Annotated in this window: 13 protein-coding genes; 6 read left to right on the top strand and 7 right to left on the bottom strand. The window is 65.0% G+C overall.

Going from position 1 to position 14,145, the window contains the following annotated elements:
* Positions 1 to 29: 29 nt before the first annotated feature.
* Positions 30 to 893 (bottom strand): cyclopropane mycolic acid synthase MmaA2, encoded by an 864-nt coding sequence (mmaA2, locus tag AWC27_RS19345; protein WP_085671968.1) that lies wholly within the window; start codon positions 891 to 893, stop codon positions 30 to 32.
* Positions 894 to 1,041: 148 nt separating this feature from the next.
* Positions 1,042 to 1,839 carry a hypothetical protein gene (locus AWC27_RS19350; protein WP_085671999.1) on the bottom strand — a complete coding sequence of 266 codons (798 nt, stop codon included), beginning with the start codon at positions 1,837 to 1,839 and terminating at the stop codon, positions 1,042 to 1,044.
* Positions 1,840 to 1,936: 97 nt separating this feature from the next.
* Between AWC27_RS19350 and AWC27_RS19355 the strand changes: the two genes are divergently transcribed.
* The 3 genes from AWC27_RS19355 (at position 1,937) to AWC27_RS19365 (ending at position 7,191) form a co-directional block, all read left to right on the top strand.
* Positions 1,937 to 3,523, top strand: a complete 1,587-nt coding sequence (locus AWC27_RS19355) for a PE family protein (protein ID WP_085672000.1) — start codon at positions 1,937 to 1,939, stop codon at positions 3,521 to 3,523.
* Between the two features lie 33 nt (positions 3,524 to 3,556).
* Positions 3,557 to 4,957, top strand: a complete 1,401-nt coding sequence (locus AWC27_RS19360; RefSeq protein ID WP_264078947.1) for an APC family permease — start codon at positions 3,557 to 3,559, stop codon at positions 4,955 to 4,957.
* A 596-nt stretch (positions 4,958 to 5,553) separates the two neighbouring features.
* On the top strand, positions 5,554 to 7,191 hold the full coding sequence (locus tag AWC27_RS19365; protein ID WP_085671970.1) for a PPE family protein: 1,638 nt from the start codon (positions 5,554 to 5,556) through the stop codon (positions 7,189 to 7,191).
* 65 nt (positions 7,192 to 7,256) lie between these two features.
* Here AWC27_RS19365 and AWC27_RS19370 read toward each other — a convergent pair whose 3' ends face one another.
* From AWC27_RS19370 to AWC27_RS19385, 4 genes are all read right to left on the bottom strand, one after another.
* Entirely contained in the window at positions 7,257 to 8,096 is an 840-nt protein-coding gene (locus AWC27_RS19370) for an alpha/beta fold hydrolase (RefSeq protein ID WP_085672001.1), read from the bottom strand.
* Between the two features lie 11 nt (positions 8,097 to 8,107).
* On the bottom strand, positions 8,108 to 8,893 hold the full coding sequence (locus AWC27_RS19375) for a DUF1906 domain-containing protein (protein WP_085671971.1): 786 nt from the start codon (positions 8,891 to 8,893) through the stop codon (positions 8,108 to 8,110).
* A gap of 27 nt (positions 8,894 to 8,920) precedes the next feature.
* A complete protein-coding gene (locus AWC27_RS19380; RefSeq protein WP_085672002.1) occupies positions 8,921 to 9,688 on the bottom strand; it encodes a glycerophosphodiester phosphodiesterase family protein in 768 nt (255 codons plus the stop codon).
* A gap of 161 nt (positions 9,689 to 9,849) precedes the next feature.
* Positions 9,850 to 10,650 (bottom strand): class I SAM-dependent methyltransferase, encoded by an 801-nt coding sequence (locus AWC27_RS19385; RefSeq protein ID WP_085671972.1) that lies wholly within the window; start codon positions 10,648 to 10,650, stop codon positions 9,850 to 9,852.
* A gap of 197 nt (positions 10,651 to 10,847) precedes the next feature.
* Here AWC27_RS19385 and AWC27_RS19390 point away from each other — a divergent pair, with 197 nt between their 5' ends.
* Positions 10,848 to 11,543 (top strand): cutinase family protein, encoded by a 696-nt coding sequence (locus tag AWC27_RS19390; RefSeq protein ID WP_085671973.1) that lies wholly within the window; start codon positions 10,848 to 10,850, stop codon positions 11,541 to 11,543.
* 4 nt (positions 11,544 to 11,547) lie between these two features.
* Here the strand turns inward: AWC27_RS19390 and AWC27_RS19395 are convergent, their stop codons facing one another.
* On the bottom strand, positions 11,548 to 11,814 hold the full coding sequence (locus tag AWC27_RS19395; protein WP_085671974.1) for a hypothetical protein: 267 nt from the start codon (positions 11,812 to 11,814) through the stop codon (positions 11,548 to 11,550).
* Between the two features lie 797 nt (positions 11,815 to 12,611).
* Between AWC27_RS19395 and AWC27_RS19400 the strand changes: the two genes are divergently transcribed.
* Together AWC27_RS19400 and AWC27_RS19405 are read left to right on the top strand one after the other, a co-directional pair.
* Positions 12,612 to 12,911, top strand: a complete 300-nt coding sequence (locus AWC27_RS19400) for a PE family protein (protein ID WP_085671975.1) — start codon at positions 12,612 to 12,614, stop codon at positions 12,909 to 12,911.
* 50 nt (positions 12,912 to 12,961) lie between these two features.
* Positions 12,962 to 14,137 (top strand): PPE family protein, encoded by a 1,176-nt coding sequence (locus AWC27_RS19405; protein WP_085671976.1) that lies wholly within the window; start codon positions 12,962 to 12,964, stop codon positions 14,135 to 14,137.
* Positions 14,138 to 14,145: the final 8 nt, after the last annotated feature.

Below are 14,145 nucleotides of genomic sequence, written 5' to 3' on the forward strand. Positions count from 1 at the left end.
CGGCTCGCGGGGTGTCGTTTTGCTTCGCGCTACTTCTCCAGGGTGAACTGATTGACGTCGATGTAGCCTTCGCGGAACAACTTGGCGCACCCGGTCAGGTACTTCATGTAGCGCTCGTAGACCTCGTCGGACTGGATCTCGATCGCCTCGTCCTTGTGTGCTTCCAGGGCGTCGGCCCACAGGTCGAGGGTCCGCGCGTAATGCAGCTGCAGTGACTGGTTGCGGGTCAGGGTGAAACCCGCCTCCGCGGACTTCTCCTCCACCATCTCGATCGTCGGCGGATGGCCGCCCGGGAAGATCTCGGTCGCGATGAACTTCAGGAAGCGGGCCAGCCACAACGTGAGCGGCAACCCTCTTTCGGTCATCTGCGGCATCGTCAGGCCGGTGATGGTGTGCAGCAGCATCACGCCGTCGGCCGGCAGGATCTTGTAGGCGCGCTTGAAGAAGTCGGCGTGGCGGTCGTGGCCGAAGTGTTCGAAGGCGCCGACGGACACGATGCGGTCGACGGGCTCGTCGAACTGTTCCCAGCCTTTGAGTTCCACCCGCCGGCTGCGCGGAGTGTCCAGCTCGTCGAAGATCTTCTGCACGTGGGCGGCCTGGTTCTTGGACAGGGTCAGGCCGACGACGTTGACGTCGTACTTCTCGATGGCCCGGCGCGCGGTGGCGCCCCAGCCGCAGCCGACGTCGAGCAGCGTCATGCCCGGCTGTAGGCCCAGCTTGCCGAGTGCCAGATCGATCTTGGCGATCTGGGCCTCTTCCAGCGTCATGTCGTCGCGCTCGAAGTACGCGCAGCTATAGGTCTGGGTCGGGTCCAGGAACAGCCGGAAAAAGTCGTCGGATAGGTCGTAGTGCGCCTGCACATCATCGAAGTGCGGTACTAATTCATCAGCCATGACCCCTGCGCCTTTCTGAACCTGAGAAATGTTTCCTCATGCATCAATCGAGCATGGTATCGGGTCAGCGTTGCCAACCGTGAATTCCGTCGTCAAAGCAGATATTGCACAGGCGTGAAATACTAAGCACCACAACGGGATCCGCCTGTTATCGACGGTTTAACCGCTGCAGCCGCGCTTTTGCTTCGTCGAGCAGTTCCGCCGCGGACCGGCTGGCTTCCCGTGCTTGGTCATAGCTGTTTTCGCTGCGCTTGAGCGCCCGCTCAGCCTGGCGCAAGCCGGCCAGAGCCTCGTCGCGGTGGCGCGCAGCGGCATCGCGTTCGGCTTCTCGCTCTGACAACACCGCATCTGTGTCGGCCTTGGCGCGCTGAGCGGCGGCCACCGCCGCGTTCAACTCTCTTAGTTGCCGATCGGCTTTGCCGGGCTTGTCTGCCTGTGTGACCGGCTTCATGTCGCCGTCGCCGTCGCCGTCGCCGTCGCCGAAGCCGAAGCCGCCAAAACCCGACCAGTGCTCGGCTTTGGTCAACCGGCCCAGCCGGTCGGCAACCTCGGGGTCCGCGACTGCGGCTTGCAATGTGCTGGTCACGTCGTCGCGTACCGCTGCCGAGGGCTGACCTACTTCGGCCGCGTCGAGCGCATCCCGGACGAGTTCGTTGATCAGCCCGTGTTGCTCGACGGACAGGGTCCGGATCTGGTCGCCGTCCATTGTGGCGTGCGCGGCGCGCAGGCGTTCCCCCAGGTCAACCAGCCGCTGTCGGGCGTCGCGATGGGTGAGTACCAGCCGATTGACGATCCAGGCCGGTGTGGTGGGTTTGCGCGCCGCCGAGATCCGTTGAGCGGTGTCGACGTCGCCGCGTTCTTTGGCTCCTGCGGCTAATCGCTTTCGCTGCGCCGTGAAAGCATCCAGCGGCGCCCAGTACAAGCTGTCGAGTTCGTCATCGGCCATAACGCCATGATCGCGTTGTGCCCACGCCATCGCCCAGGGTGCCGCAGAATATCGGTTTACCTAGCGCGGTCGTGCGGTCGTCGCAGGAGGGATGCCGATGTCGTACGTGATCGTGTTACCAGCGAGCCTGGCTGCGGCATCTTCGGAATTGTCCGAAATCGGCATAGCGGTCACGACAGCCGCCAGCGCGGCAGCAACGCCCACGATGGCCCTGGTGGCCGCCGCCGCCGATGAAGTGTCGGCTGCCGTCGCGGACGTCTTCCGTACGCACGCTCAGCAAGCTCAGGTGTTGAGCGCCCAGGCGGGCGCGTTCCATCAACAGTTCGTGGCGGCGTTGGCCGTGGGTTCGCACGCGTACGCCGGCGCCGAGGCGTCCAACGCAGCGACCATGCAGGGCTTACTGGATGCCGTCAACGCCCCCTGCCAAGCGTTGCTGGGACGTCCGCTGATCGGCAACGGCGCCAATGGCGCGCCGGGCACCGGAGCCGATGGTGGCGCTGGCGGGTTGCTGTTCGGCGGCGGTGGGGCCGGCGGGTCCGGAGCACCCGGGCAGGCCGGTGGCAAGGGCGGGGACGCGGGCCTATTCGGAAAGGGTGGAGCCGGCGGCGCCGGCGGGGCCTCCTTGACCAAGGGTGGAGCCGGGGGCGCCGGCGGGTCGAGCTGGTTGTTCGGCAATGGTGGCGCCGGGGGCGTTGGCGGCAGTGGACAGATCGACGGCGGGGCCGGCGGGGCCGGCGGGTCAGCCGCCCTGTTCGGCAGTGGCGGGCGTGGCGGCATCGGCGGGCTCGGCGTGGACGGGGTCGCTGGATCCGGTGGTGCCGGCGGCGCAGGTGGGGTGTTCGGCGCCGGAGGCGTCGGAGGGGACGGCGGGCTCGGCGTCAACAACGTCGGCGGCGCCGGTGGCGCAGGTGGCCACGGCGGCTTGCTCTACGGTGCCGGTGCCGACGGCGGTAGCGGCGGCTCCGGTCGCGTCGACGGCGGAGCGGGCGGCGTGGGGGGCAGGGCCGGCCTGCTCTTCGGCACCGGTGGATCTGGTGGCGACGGCGCGACCGGGGGCGACAACGGCGGAGCCGGCGGCGCGGGTGGCCAGGCAGGCTGGCTCTTCGGTGCCGGTGGTACCGGGGGTGCCGGCGGCGCCGGCCATCTCGAAGGCGGGACAAGTGGTGCCAATGGTGGGATCGGAGGTGCCGGCGGGAACGCCGGACTCCTGTACGGCGACGGTGGAGCCGGTGGAGCCGGCGGCATCGGCCATATCAAGGCCGGAACGGGTGGTGCCGGTGGGAACGCCGCGATCATGTTCGGTGCGGGTGGGGACGGTGGGCATGGCGGCGCCAGCGGCACCGCCGGCGGGGCCGGTGGTGCCGGTGGACGCGGCGGCATGCTGTACGGCGACGGCGGCAACGGCGGATTCGGTGGGTCGGGCGGGTTTGCCGCGCCCGGCGACGGCGGGGCGGGCGGACCCGGCGGGATAGCGGGATTGTTCGGCAACGGCGGCGAGGGCGGACCCGGCGGGATGGCGATGACCGGCACCGGCGGGGACGGCGGCAACGGCGGCAACGCCCGACTGGTCGGCAACGGTGGTGGCGGGGGCAACGCCGGAACCGGCACCACTGAGGGCAAGGTGGGTGACGGCGGAACCGCCGGGCAGCTCTTCGGACAGAACGGTGTCAACGGAGCGCGATAGCCGGCCGAACACCCGCGGGCAGGAGGATGCGCGATCAACAAGCTCGGTTTCCGGAGCGTGGTCATGCTCGGGATCAACGCGATCATCGGAGCGGGAATCTTTCTGACCCCAGGTGCGGTGATCAAGCTAGCCGGGCCGTTCGCGCCCGTCGCATACATTCTGGCCGGCCTGTTCGCGGGCGTCATGGCGCTGGTGTTCGCAACGTCGGCGCAATACGTGAAAACCAACGGCGCGTCCTACGCATATACGACTGCTGCATTCGGGCGCCGGATCGGCATCTATGTCGGTGTCACCCACGCGATTACCGCGTCCATCGCTTGGGGAGTGCTGGCGTCTCTGTTCGTCTCGACGCTGTTGCGGGTGACCTTCCCCGGCAAGCATTGGGCCGACGAAGATCACGTGCTCAGTGTCAAGACGCTGACGTTTCTAGGCTTTATCGCCGTGCTCTTGGCCATAAACCTGTTCGGTAACCGAGTCATCAAGTGGGCCAACGGGATATCGACCTTGGGTAAGGTATTCGCCCTGTCGATCTTCGTCGCCGGGGGGCTCTGGATCATCGTCACACAGCATGTGAACAACTACGGAACGGCTCGGTCGGCTTACCATCCGGCGGCGTATTCATTGCTCGGAGTTGCCCAGATTGGTACGAGTACCGCCTCCAGCTTGGCCCTTGCCACCATCGCCGCCTTGTACGCGTTCACCGGTTTCGAGTCGATCGCCAACGCCGCCGAAGAGATGCATGATCCCGAGCGCAATCTGCCCAGAGCCATTCCCGTGGCGATCTTTTCGGTGGGCACAATCTACGTACTTGCTTTGGTGGTCGCGATGCTGCTGGGGGCGGAGAAGATCGTGGCCTCCCCCGACACGGTGAAGCTGGCAGCGGGCATCGGAAACAACGCTTTCCGTACCGTCGTCGTCATCGGGGCGCTGGTTTCCATGTTCGGCATCAATGTGGCGGCTTCGTTTGGTGCACCACGGCTTTGGACCGCACTGGCCGATGGGCGCGTGCTGCCCACCTACCTGGCGCGCAAGAATCGGTTCGGTGTGCCGATGGTCGCCTTCGCGATCACCGCGTCGCTGGCTCTTGCGTTTCCGCTGGCGCTTCGATTCGACAGTTTGAACCTGACCGGCCTGGCGGTGATCGCCCGATTCGTCCAGTTCATCATCGTGCCCATCGCTCTGATCGCGCTGGCGCGTTCGCACCGCGAAGAGTACGCCGAAATACCGCGAAACTGGTTCTCCGACAAGGTTTTACCGATGGTAGCGTTCGTGATTTCGATCGTGCTTGCGGTTTCCTTCGATTATGGGTCGCTCTTCTCGTCGCGAGGGCGGCCCAATTACTTCTCGATCACGTTGATCGTGATCACCTTCATCGTCGTGCCGGCGCTGACCTACCTGCACTACTACCGGGCACGCCGACGGCAGTCAGCTTAAGCGCCGGGTGGACACCAGATCGCCAACCAGACTGCACGTCTCGAGCAACCCCGGCCCATAGGTGGCGGCGCCGCACTCGCATTCCCAGCAGATATGCGTGCCGCAGGAGCACGAGATGGTGCCGACGATCATGTGTCCCGGCAGCAACCAATGGCCACGGGCACAGCGCTGCGGCGGTCTATCCAGCCACTGATCCGGCCAGTGCGGGCGCGAGCCCAATGCCGGCTCGCCAACATGAACACTCACGGGCATCACACTGGCATTTGCTGCAGCGCCAAATCCAGCGCACGGCGCAAATCGTTATTCTCCGATGTCTTTCCTTGACCGTGTCGTTGTGGCCGACTCCGTATCGCGAGACCGACTGGCTTGCAAGGCATTGGGGCGATGTGCGATTGCCGGCGCACCGGTAGCTGTCGACGTGCGGCTGCGGAGCGCCTTCGACTCGGCAATCGCGGCGACTCAGGCTCGTGGCGCCTTCTGCAAATACCGGCGTCGGCCCCCGCCGTCGTCGTAGCATCTAAGACGGACTACTTGATTCCACGTCGGGAAATGAGTTGCCTCGGGCGCCGACGGGTGGAACGAGTGGGAGGTCAATCATGGTGAATTTTGCGCTGGTGCCCCCGGAGATCAATTCGTTGCTGATGTTCACCGGCGCCGGCTCGGCGCCGATGCTCGACGCCGCGGCAGCCTGGGACGGGTTGGCCTTGGAGCTGGATGCGGCGGCCTCGTCGTTCTTGTCGGTTACCTCGGGGCTGGCCGGCCAATCGTGGCTGGGTGCGGGGGCGGCGGCGATGGCGGCCGCGGCCGCTCCTTATGCGGGGTTCTTGAGCGCCGCTTCAGCCCAAGCTCGAGAGACGGCCGCGCAGGCCAAAGGGATCGCTGGGGTGTTTGAGGCCGCGCGTGGCGCGACCATCCATCCGCTGGCGGTGGCGGCCAACCGCACCGGGTTCGCGCAACTAGTTCGGTCAAATCTGTTGGGACTCAACACACCTGCGATCATGGCCGTCGAAGGCGTCTACGAGCAGATGTGGGCCACCGATGTCGCCGCGATGTTCGGCTATCACGCCGGAGCATCGTCGGCGGCGGCCCAGCTGCCGACGGCGGCGAGCCTGCAACAATTCCTGAGCAGCCTGCCGAGCCTCGGCCTGGGCAACAAGGGCAACGGCAACGTGGGCGGCGGCAACACCGGCAGCGGCAATGTCGGCGACGGAAACCTCGGCAGCTCCAATCTGGGTGGCGGAAACGTCGGCAACAAGAACCTGGGCAGCGGAAACCAGGGCACCGACAACGTCGGCTCCGGGAACATCGGGATCGGAAACATCGGTTTCGGAAACGTCGGCGTCGGCACCAGCGGTGGCCAGAACGTGGGCATGGGGAACTTCGGCAACGCCAACATGGGCTTGGGAAACAACGGCAACTGGAACATCGGTGGCGGCAACGCCGGCAACAACAACACGGGTGGCGGCAACACCGGCAGCGGAAACTTCGGTTTCGGCAACACCGGCAACGGCAACATCGGGATCGGCCTCACCGGTAACAATCGGGTTGGGATCAACCTGGCGGGCCTGCTGAACTCCGGCAGCGGCAACATCGGCATCGGTAATTCGGGCACCAACAACATTGGCTTCTTCAATTCCGGCAGCGGCAACATCGGCATCTTCAGCACCGGCAGCAATGCCCTGCAGCCGGGCCACTTCAACAGCCTTGGCTTCGGGAACTCGGGCGTGGGGAACGTCGGCTTCGGGAACGCGGGGTTCGGGAACACCGGCTTCGGCAATGCAGGTCAGTTGAACACCGGGTTCGGGAACTCGGGTGCCGAGAACACGGGCTTCGGGAACGCGGGCAACTTCAACACGGGCTTCTGGGATTCGGGCGACACGAACACCGGCATTGGGAATTCGGGCTCCGTGAACACCGGCATGTCGCATTCGGGGAACGTGAACACGGGTTTCGGGGCCATCACCAACAGCGGCCTGGTCAACTCGGGCTTCAACAACTCGGGTACCGGGATTTCGGGCTTCTTCAACACGGCCACCGGTCCTTCGTCAACCGCTATCTCGGGCTTTTTCAACACGGCCAGCGGTGGAACCATTCTCAATGGCGCCACCTCTGGCATTGCAAATACTGGCATCCCGGGTGCCTTTGGTCCTAGCTATGCCGGCGTGAACTCGGGCTTGTTCAACAGGGGCAGTGCAATATCGGGTCTACTCAACCTGAGTCGGCTGTTGCCGTAAGCGAACAGGTGAGACCCCCGTCGGTGCGTGGTGGCGCGAGATCAACCGCTTGTCGCAGCCGTGACTCACTCCAGGTCGCGGTGTGCCGAAATTCGTTGCGCGAGTTCAGCGAACGCATCCCGCACCGCGGCCGGTTGTTCGATCCAGGGAAAATGGCCGGCGTCAGCTATGACCCGCCTGATCACGTTCGGTGTGGAGAACCGCTGGGATTCCCATAGCGCCTGGGTCACCACACGGTCCGCGGCTCCGCTAACGATCAGAGTCGGCAATATCGTTGGCCACCAAGCAAATTCGTAAGCATGGTCGAAATTCGCGTCGGACCATCGCGCGGCGTCGCTGTTGTAAGGCATGCGTGCCAACAGGTCTGCGCCCCGCGCGACGCCACGGTCGGTGAAATTCCACGGCGCTGAGGCGACAGCGACGGCGCGCAAATTGTCATTCGTCGGGTCGGATTCGTAGCGGCTGCCGGCCAGCTCGACGGCCGGCAAGGGGTCGTTGCGCATCGTCTCCTGCCACACTGGCAGCCACGACGCGTCTGGCGCGCTGCTGATCAGTGCCAGCCCTGCCAGCCGCGCGGCCAGCGCCGGAGTGGAGAGCAGATACTCGCCGCCGGTGGAGTGCCCGACATAAACCGGACACCCGACGGCGTCGGCCGCCTCGAGCAGCACCTGCGGCCACAAGCGATAGGGATCTGCGGGTGCACCGGGCGCGTCGACGTTCGAGCCGTCACCGGGCAGGTCGACCAGCCAGCAGTCCCCCGCCACCTCGACGGTGTCCACCAGCTCGTGCAGACTTTCCGAACCGATGCCCGGGCCCCCGGGCAGGAACAGCCAGTTCAGCTTTCCCGGACGGCCCGCTCGTCGGCGCAGCCGTACCCCAGACGGCGTCCAATGAACCTGATCCATCACCGTGCAGATCAGCGATCGAGATCCCACTGGCCGAAATCGGCCGCCAAGACCTCGTCGACATCCACGTGTATCCCGCCCAGCAGCGGGCCCGGGTTGGCCGCGGTGTTGACGATCTCCTGGTAGAGCACCGCGGCGGGCTCGCGCTGACCGTTGGACCACGACCTGGTCTGCCAGGCCCAGCGATGCCCGGCGCTGCTCGAGTGGCCGATCACGCCGTCCTTGATCGCCCACGCGCAGGCTTGGGAATGCCCGTAGATGCCGGTTCGCGCTACGCCCAGTACCGAGTTGATGCCGCGAAACCAGTCGAGGGCAGAGCCGTTCCAGGTGTTGAGGTCGATGTTGTCGTCGACACTGAAGAAGATCGGGGCCGAACCCGAACCGCCGGCCGCAGCGTGCAGCCGCAGCGCCGTCGCAGCGTCGGCGACACCGCCGTCGTAGCCGCGGGTGAAGTCCGACGGCGCGGACCAACCGGGTTTGCCGTACTGGAAATTGCTGACGATGTGCAGACCCGCCGCGCGCAGCGCGTCCGCGTACTGGCGGGTGATGGGCTTTGCCTCGAAGTCGGCGCCGGGCCGCGATTCGGACACGTAGTTGACGACGCCGTCGTAGCCGGCCGCCTTGATTTCATCGGGCGGGATCCTGCGCTCGGCGAAATCGATCAGCCGCATATCGGCGGCGGCTGCCCGCCTCCCGTCGAACACCAGCGGCGCTGCACCGATGAGGACCGGCGTGAGGGCGTATTTGAGGGCATCGCGCCGGGAAACGCGTCCACCCCGTGCAGCCGAATCGTGCACGGCGCGATGGTAGCAAGGGCCCGGGTCTCAGGCCCACCACTCGTTACGGGCGATCAGCACATCCCGGAGCAGATCGGAGCGATCGGTGATGATGCCGTCGACGCCCATATCGAGCAGCATGTGCATGACCTCGGGGTCATCGACCGTCCAGGCGTGCACCTGGCGGCCCGAGGCATGAGCGGCACGAACCAGCCCCGGCGAGATGACCCGGACCCGGCCCAACCGCGGCGGCAGTTGTAGGCAATGGCTGTCGCGCAGCACCCGCCATGCATAGGCCCGGCTGGCAGGGCTTTTCGCCGCCAGACACCCGACGAACGCTCCGGTGCCGGCCGAAGTGGCCACCGGCTTGGACAGTAGCCGCAGCGCACGCCGTCGGCGGCGATCGGAGAAGGACGTGACGAGCACGCGGTTGTGTGCGTTGAGCCGCTCGATGACATCGACGGTCGGTTCGATGGCCGGCTCGGCTTTGATATCGATGTTGATTCGCATGTCGGGAAACGCGGCGAGCAGCTCTTCCAGAGTCGGGATCGGCTCTCCCGCCCCCAGATCGGCGCGCCGCGCACTTGACCAGTTCAACTGGTCGATCGCGCCGGAGACACCCCAGGTGGGCCGCAGCATCCGGTCATGCAGGATCACTGCCACTCCATCCCTAGTCCCCCGCACGTCCGTCTCGATGTAACGGAGTCCGAGGTTGACGGCTTCCTGGAACGCGGCCATGCTGTTCATTGGTACCTTGAACGCGGTAAATCCTCTGTGTGCCATGGCAATCCGACCGGCTCCGCGAAGAAACTCCATGCCAGCTGCGTCGCGGTCGACCATTGGCCAAGTATGTCAATCCGGCAGCGACGATGTCGTCGCAATGCCTACATTCGCTGACGCGGCCTGGCTGGGTGCGCGGTCTTACGGCCTTCGCGGTTTGACGGCCTTTGCCCGCAAGCGCTGCCAGCTGCGGACCATCAGCCATGCCTGGTTCGGCGGGAACGGGAAAACACGACCGCGATCGAGGGTGGGAATCGGATCCCCACTGGTTCAAATTCGATGTTCATCTCAGGATCGACAGCGCGGCCTAATGTCTCGAACGCTGAGGCACTGTAGGCACGCAGCGCGCTAATGACACCGTCATGTATGACGAGCCGCATCGACGACGAAGCCACCGCGAATATCAGCTGTGGCGGCAGCATCAGTAGTACCGACAACGTCAGTCGCAAAGGCGTGCGCCGTTTGAGGTCGATGACCAGAAAGCGCTTCCCGACCCTGGTGGCCTCCGCGATGGCCCGGTAGGCGACCGCAGGCGGCAGATGATGAAACGCCAGCGCAAACACCACCAGGTCATAGCTATCGTCTTCGGCGTCGATCGAGGTCGCGTCGATCACCTGGGTGCGCACGCGTGGGTTCGTGCCCAGCTCGCCGGCGGCGATGTTGGCAACAGAGGTCGGATCCACATCGCTTACCGTGACCGCCGCCGTTGGGATTAGTTCAAGGATCTTCGCCGAAAGCTTGCCGTGGCCAGCGCCTATTTCCAGGATCCGCGGACTGGGGACCTCGGATACGACCGCACGCGCCAGGCTTGCATAGATATCGTGCTGTTTGGTCCTGGTGCCGATGCGGTCGAGCATCCGGATGACCTTCTGCTTGGTCTCGTCGGCCACATCGTCGCGGTCGAGGTACTCGAGCGCATCGGTTTGAAAGCGACGATCCAGCCATGATGCGTCGGGCCCGCCACGCGGCATGGTCGCAATCGTCTCTATCGCATCCATCGCTGCTCTCCATTTCGAGGTGATGCCTTACCGCAACCAGAGTGCACCGGCGCGATCCAAAGGCGACCGCCGACGCCAAAACCCGCATCATCGAACCCGCCACTGAGCCCTAGACGAGTCGTTGCCATCTGGTTAACGGCTGCACCTGATTTTCCAACCCACTCAACGGGCGCCCCGCGAATGGCTAACATCTTCGTGTGCGCGCTTCGCTTGTCGGTAAATCGCTGAGTACTTGCCTGGTGGCGACCCCAATCGCGGCCACGCTGACGGTGGCGGCGGCGGTGCTGCCGCCCGGCGTCCCAGCCGGCCCACCGTCGGCCACCGCAGCGAACTGTCCGCAGGTGGAGGTCGTCTTCGCCCGCGGCCGTTATGAATCGCCGGGGACGGGCGTGCTCGGCAACGCCTTCATCAACTCGCTCAGCTCCAAGATCGGGGGCCGGAGCATGGGTACATACGCGGTGAAATACCCCGCAGACACCGAAGTCGACGTCGGCGCCAACGACATGAGCCGACACGTTCAGAACATGGCCAACAACTGTCCGGATACCAAGATGGTGTTGGGCGGTTACTCGCTCGGTGCGGCGGTCACCGATGTCGTGCTGGCAGTCCCCATGTCCGCCTTCGGCTTTGACAGTCCCCTGCCCGGAGGCATCGACCAGCACATCGCGGCGGTCGCGCTGTTCGGTAACGGAAGCCAATGGGTGGGTCCCATCACCAACTTCAATCCGATTTACAACGACCGGACCATCGAGTTGTGCCATGGGGCCGATCCCGTCTGTAACCCCGCCGATCCCAACACCTGGAAAGAGAACTGGCCGCAACATCTCGCCAATGCGTACGTGCAGGCGGGTATGGCGAACCAGGCTGCCGACTTCGTCGCCGGCAAGCTGTAGTCGTTCACGCGCGCGTCAGCGCCGCCCATCGGGTCATCGGCCTGCGCTGGCGCCGGCGAACCCGCTGAAATAGAGACGGTTCAACGATTTTCAGTTGCCGCCGGATACGGCGGCTGACCATCACCACGATCACGCTGACGGCGAATCTGCCCAGCGCCACGCGACGCGAGCGCCTCTTGCGGGTCGAAGCCGGCGAGCCGGCACGCCGGCCTGCGTAGTAGCCGACGCACAGTGCGGTCACCATCGCGGCCATCACCGCAAGCGCTGCCATGCAGATGAGCGTCCCCGGTCCTGGTCGCGGGACGGTCACAGTGCCGCCACACCTGGGCCAATAAACCGGTTGCCCACCCCGCCTCGGTCTGCGTCCAGCCCACTGGCAACGACTTACGGGATGCTCATAAACTTAGCGTGCAGGTTATTCTGGCAGCGCCAGAAGCACTTGTCGGCCCATACGCAAGTCATATGTTCAAGCTGAAATTAATTCAGCCTGCGAGCGTCGCGGCCATCGCTTCTTGGTGAATTAATAAGGCGAGTTGAACGATTAACTCTGGGTGAACAATAATCTGTTGAAATGGCGCGAATAGTGATAAGAACGCGGACGTTCGAGCCTGTCTTGGTGCTTTCCTGACGTCTTTTCGTGCCTAAAGCGATGTGTTGTCGTACTAGCGGTGGCAATGTCGCCAAACCGGCCACGCGATCGCGAACATGCTCACCGCCCGGAGTGTGCGCGATCCCGATAACGGCAGTTCGAGAGCCATAGATGTGACCATGGTCGGGTGTTCTGCTGCGGCGGCGCGGCAGCGCCAGGTTCGCCGGCCGGGCCGGCCGAAGGCAATCGGCCGCACGCTCCCGCATTCGCGGCGTGCACATATTAAATGAATAGAACTTGAAGAATTCCTGTGAAGGTCCTGTGATTAAAATCAGCCTGAATGTTGGGGAAACGTCAAGATCAGCGTCCATTCCGAGTGGTCAGCTGTATTGAACCCGGGTAACCCCCTTTATAGCGTTCCTGGCAAGCGAACACATCGCGGTGTTCGGGCCAGTGCCGTTTCCTGGGAGGGGAATCCAATGTCTTTTGTACGCACGTATCCAGAGCACCTGGCAGCCGCGGCCAGCAACCTGCAGTCACTTGGTGCGGCGTTGCACGTCGGCAACGCGGCCGCTGCCGGACCCATAACCGGCGTCGTTCCCGCGGCTATCGATGAGGTTTCAGTACTGACGGCAGCACGGTTCGCCACGCACGGTCAGCGGTTCCAGGAATTGAGCGCGCAAGCCTCCAGGATTCAGGCGACGCTGGCGGCGACGCTGGCGACAAGTGCGAACTCCTATGCCGAGACCGAGGCGGCCAACGCAGCATCGGCGGGTTGAGCGGACCCGGAAACCAAGGAATCCAGGAAACCCAAGAGGAGTAGGCAAACGTGGTCGACTACGGGTTATTGGCTCCCGAGATCAACTCCGCGCGCATATACAGCGGACCGGGGCCGGGCTCGCTGGTAGCCGCCGCGGCGGCGTGGAGCAATTTGGCCGCTGATCTGCAGGAAGCCGCAGCGGGGCATCGCTCGGTTATCGAAGCGCTGACCAGCGGGCCGTGGTTGGGGCCGGCAGCAGCACAGCTGGTTTCGGCCGTGTCGCCGTTCATTACCTGGCTGAGCACCAGCGCCGAACAGGCCGCTGAGGTGGCGAGCCAGGCGGGCAACGCTGCGACCGCCTACGAGGCGGCGTTCGCGGCTTCGGTTCCGCCGCCGGTGATCGCCGCCAACCGGGCACTGCTGGCGGAGTTGACAGCGACCAACCTCCTTGGCCAGAACAGTCAGGCGATCGGCCAACTCGAGGCGCAATACGCCGAATTCTGGGCTCAGGATTCGGGTGCGATGTTTAACTACGCGAGCCGGTCGGCAGCGGCGACGCAGTTGGCGGAGCAGCCGGCGCCCGCCGAAGTGGCGAATCCGTCGGGAGTGGCCGACCAGGCCATCGCGGTTTTCAAGGCCGGGTACAACACCGGTTACACGAACATCATGAACGTGGCGAATCCGATCAACGCGAGGGTGTCCGACGTGCTCAAGACGCTATCGGCGCCCATCAACGGCCAGGTGATCGACCAATGGCTGGTGGCCAACACACCGCTGGACGACATCGTTTCGCTCTACAGCAAATACCTCTCCCCCTACCTCAATTCCTGCGCGGCGATGATCCAGTCGACGCAGTCCTTCGGACAGGTCAGCAACGGGCTTGTCGCCATGGCCAACTTCGCGAAGCCCGCGGCTTCGGCGGCCAAGGCGGTCGAAGGCGCGGCGTCCGCGGCCGGGGCCGCCGCGGCCAACGCCGGGAGCAACCTGGGCGGCAGCGTCGGAGGTGTGGCAGCGGGTCTGGGCAAGGCGCTCCCGATCGGGGGCTTGTCGGCGCCGGCAAGCTGGGTGCCGTGGCACGCGACCACCGATCCTGGACTGGCCAGCGCGATTCCGGCCGCCGCCGAGGGCAACAGTTTTCCGATGGCTCCGCCGTTCGGGCAGTTCCTAAACGGCGGCTACGGGCGTAATCAGCCGAGCTATGGCTTCAAGCCGTCCGTCATGGCGAAGCCGCCAGCCGCCGGTTAAGCGCCGGA

Origin of the sequence: Mycobacterium szulgai (genome assembly GCF_002116635.1) — a bacterium.
GTDB lineage: Bacteria > Actinomycetota > Actinomycetes > Mycobacteriales > Mycobacteriaceae > Mycobacterium > Mycobacterium szulgai.

What these genes read in the sequence shown, in the direction of transcription:
- mmaA2 (WP_085671968.1), bottom strand. Translation starts at nt 893, where the DNA reads ATGGCTGATGAATTAGTACCGCACTTCGATGATGTGCAGGCGCACTAC.
- AWC27_RS19350 (WP_085671999.1), bottom strand. Translation starts at nt 1,839, where the DNA reads ATGGCCGATGACGAACTCGACAGCTTGTACTGGGCGCCGCTGGATGCT.
- AWC27_RS19355 (WP_085672000.1), top strand. Translation starts at nt 1,937, where the DNA reads ATGTCGTACGTGATCGTGTTACCAGCGAGCCTGGCTGCGGCATCTTCG.
- AWC27_RS19365 (WP_085671970.1), top strand. Translation starts at nt 5,554, where the DNA reads ATGGTGAATTTTGCGCTGGTGCCCCCGGAGATCAATTCGTTGCTGATG.
- AWC27_RS19370 (WP_085672001.1), bottom strand. Translation starts at nt 8,096, where the DNA reads ATGGATCAGGTTCATTGGACGCCGTCTGGGGTACGGCTGCGCCGACGA.
- AWC27_RS19380 (WP_085672002.1), bottom strand. Translation starts at nt 9,688, where the DNA reads ATGGAGTTTCTTCGCGGAGCCGGTCGGATTGCCATGGCACACAGAGGA.
- AWC27_RS19385 (WP_085671972.1), bottom strand. Translation starts at nt 10,650, where the DNA reads ATGGATGCGATAGAGACGATTGCGACCATGCCGCGTGGCGGGCCCGAC.
- AWC27_RS19395 (WP_085671974.1), bottom strand. Translation starts at nt 11,814, where the DNA reads ATGGCAGCGCTTGCGGTGATGGCCGCGATGGTGACCGCACTGTGCGTC.
- AWC27_RS19400 (WP_085671975.1), top strand. Translation starts at nt 12,612, where the DNA reads ATGTCTTTTGTACGCACGTATCCAGAGCACCTGGCAGCCGCGGCCAGC.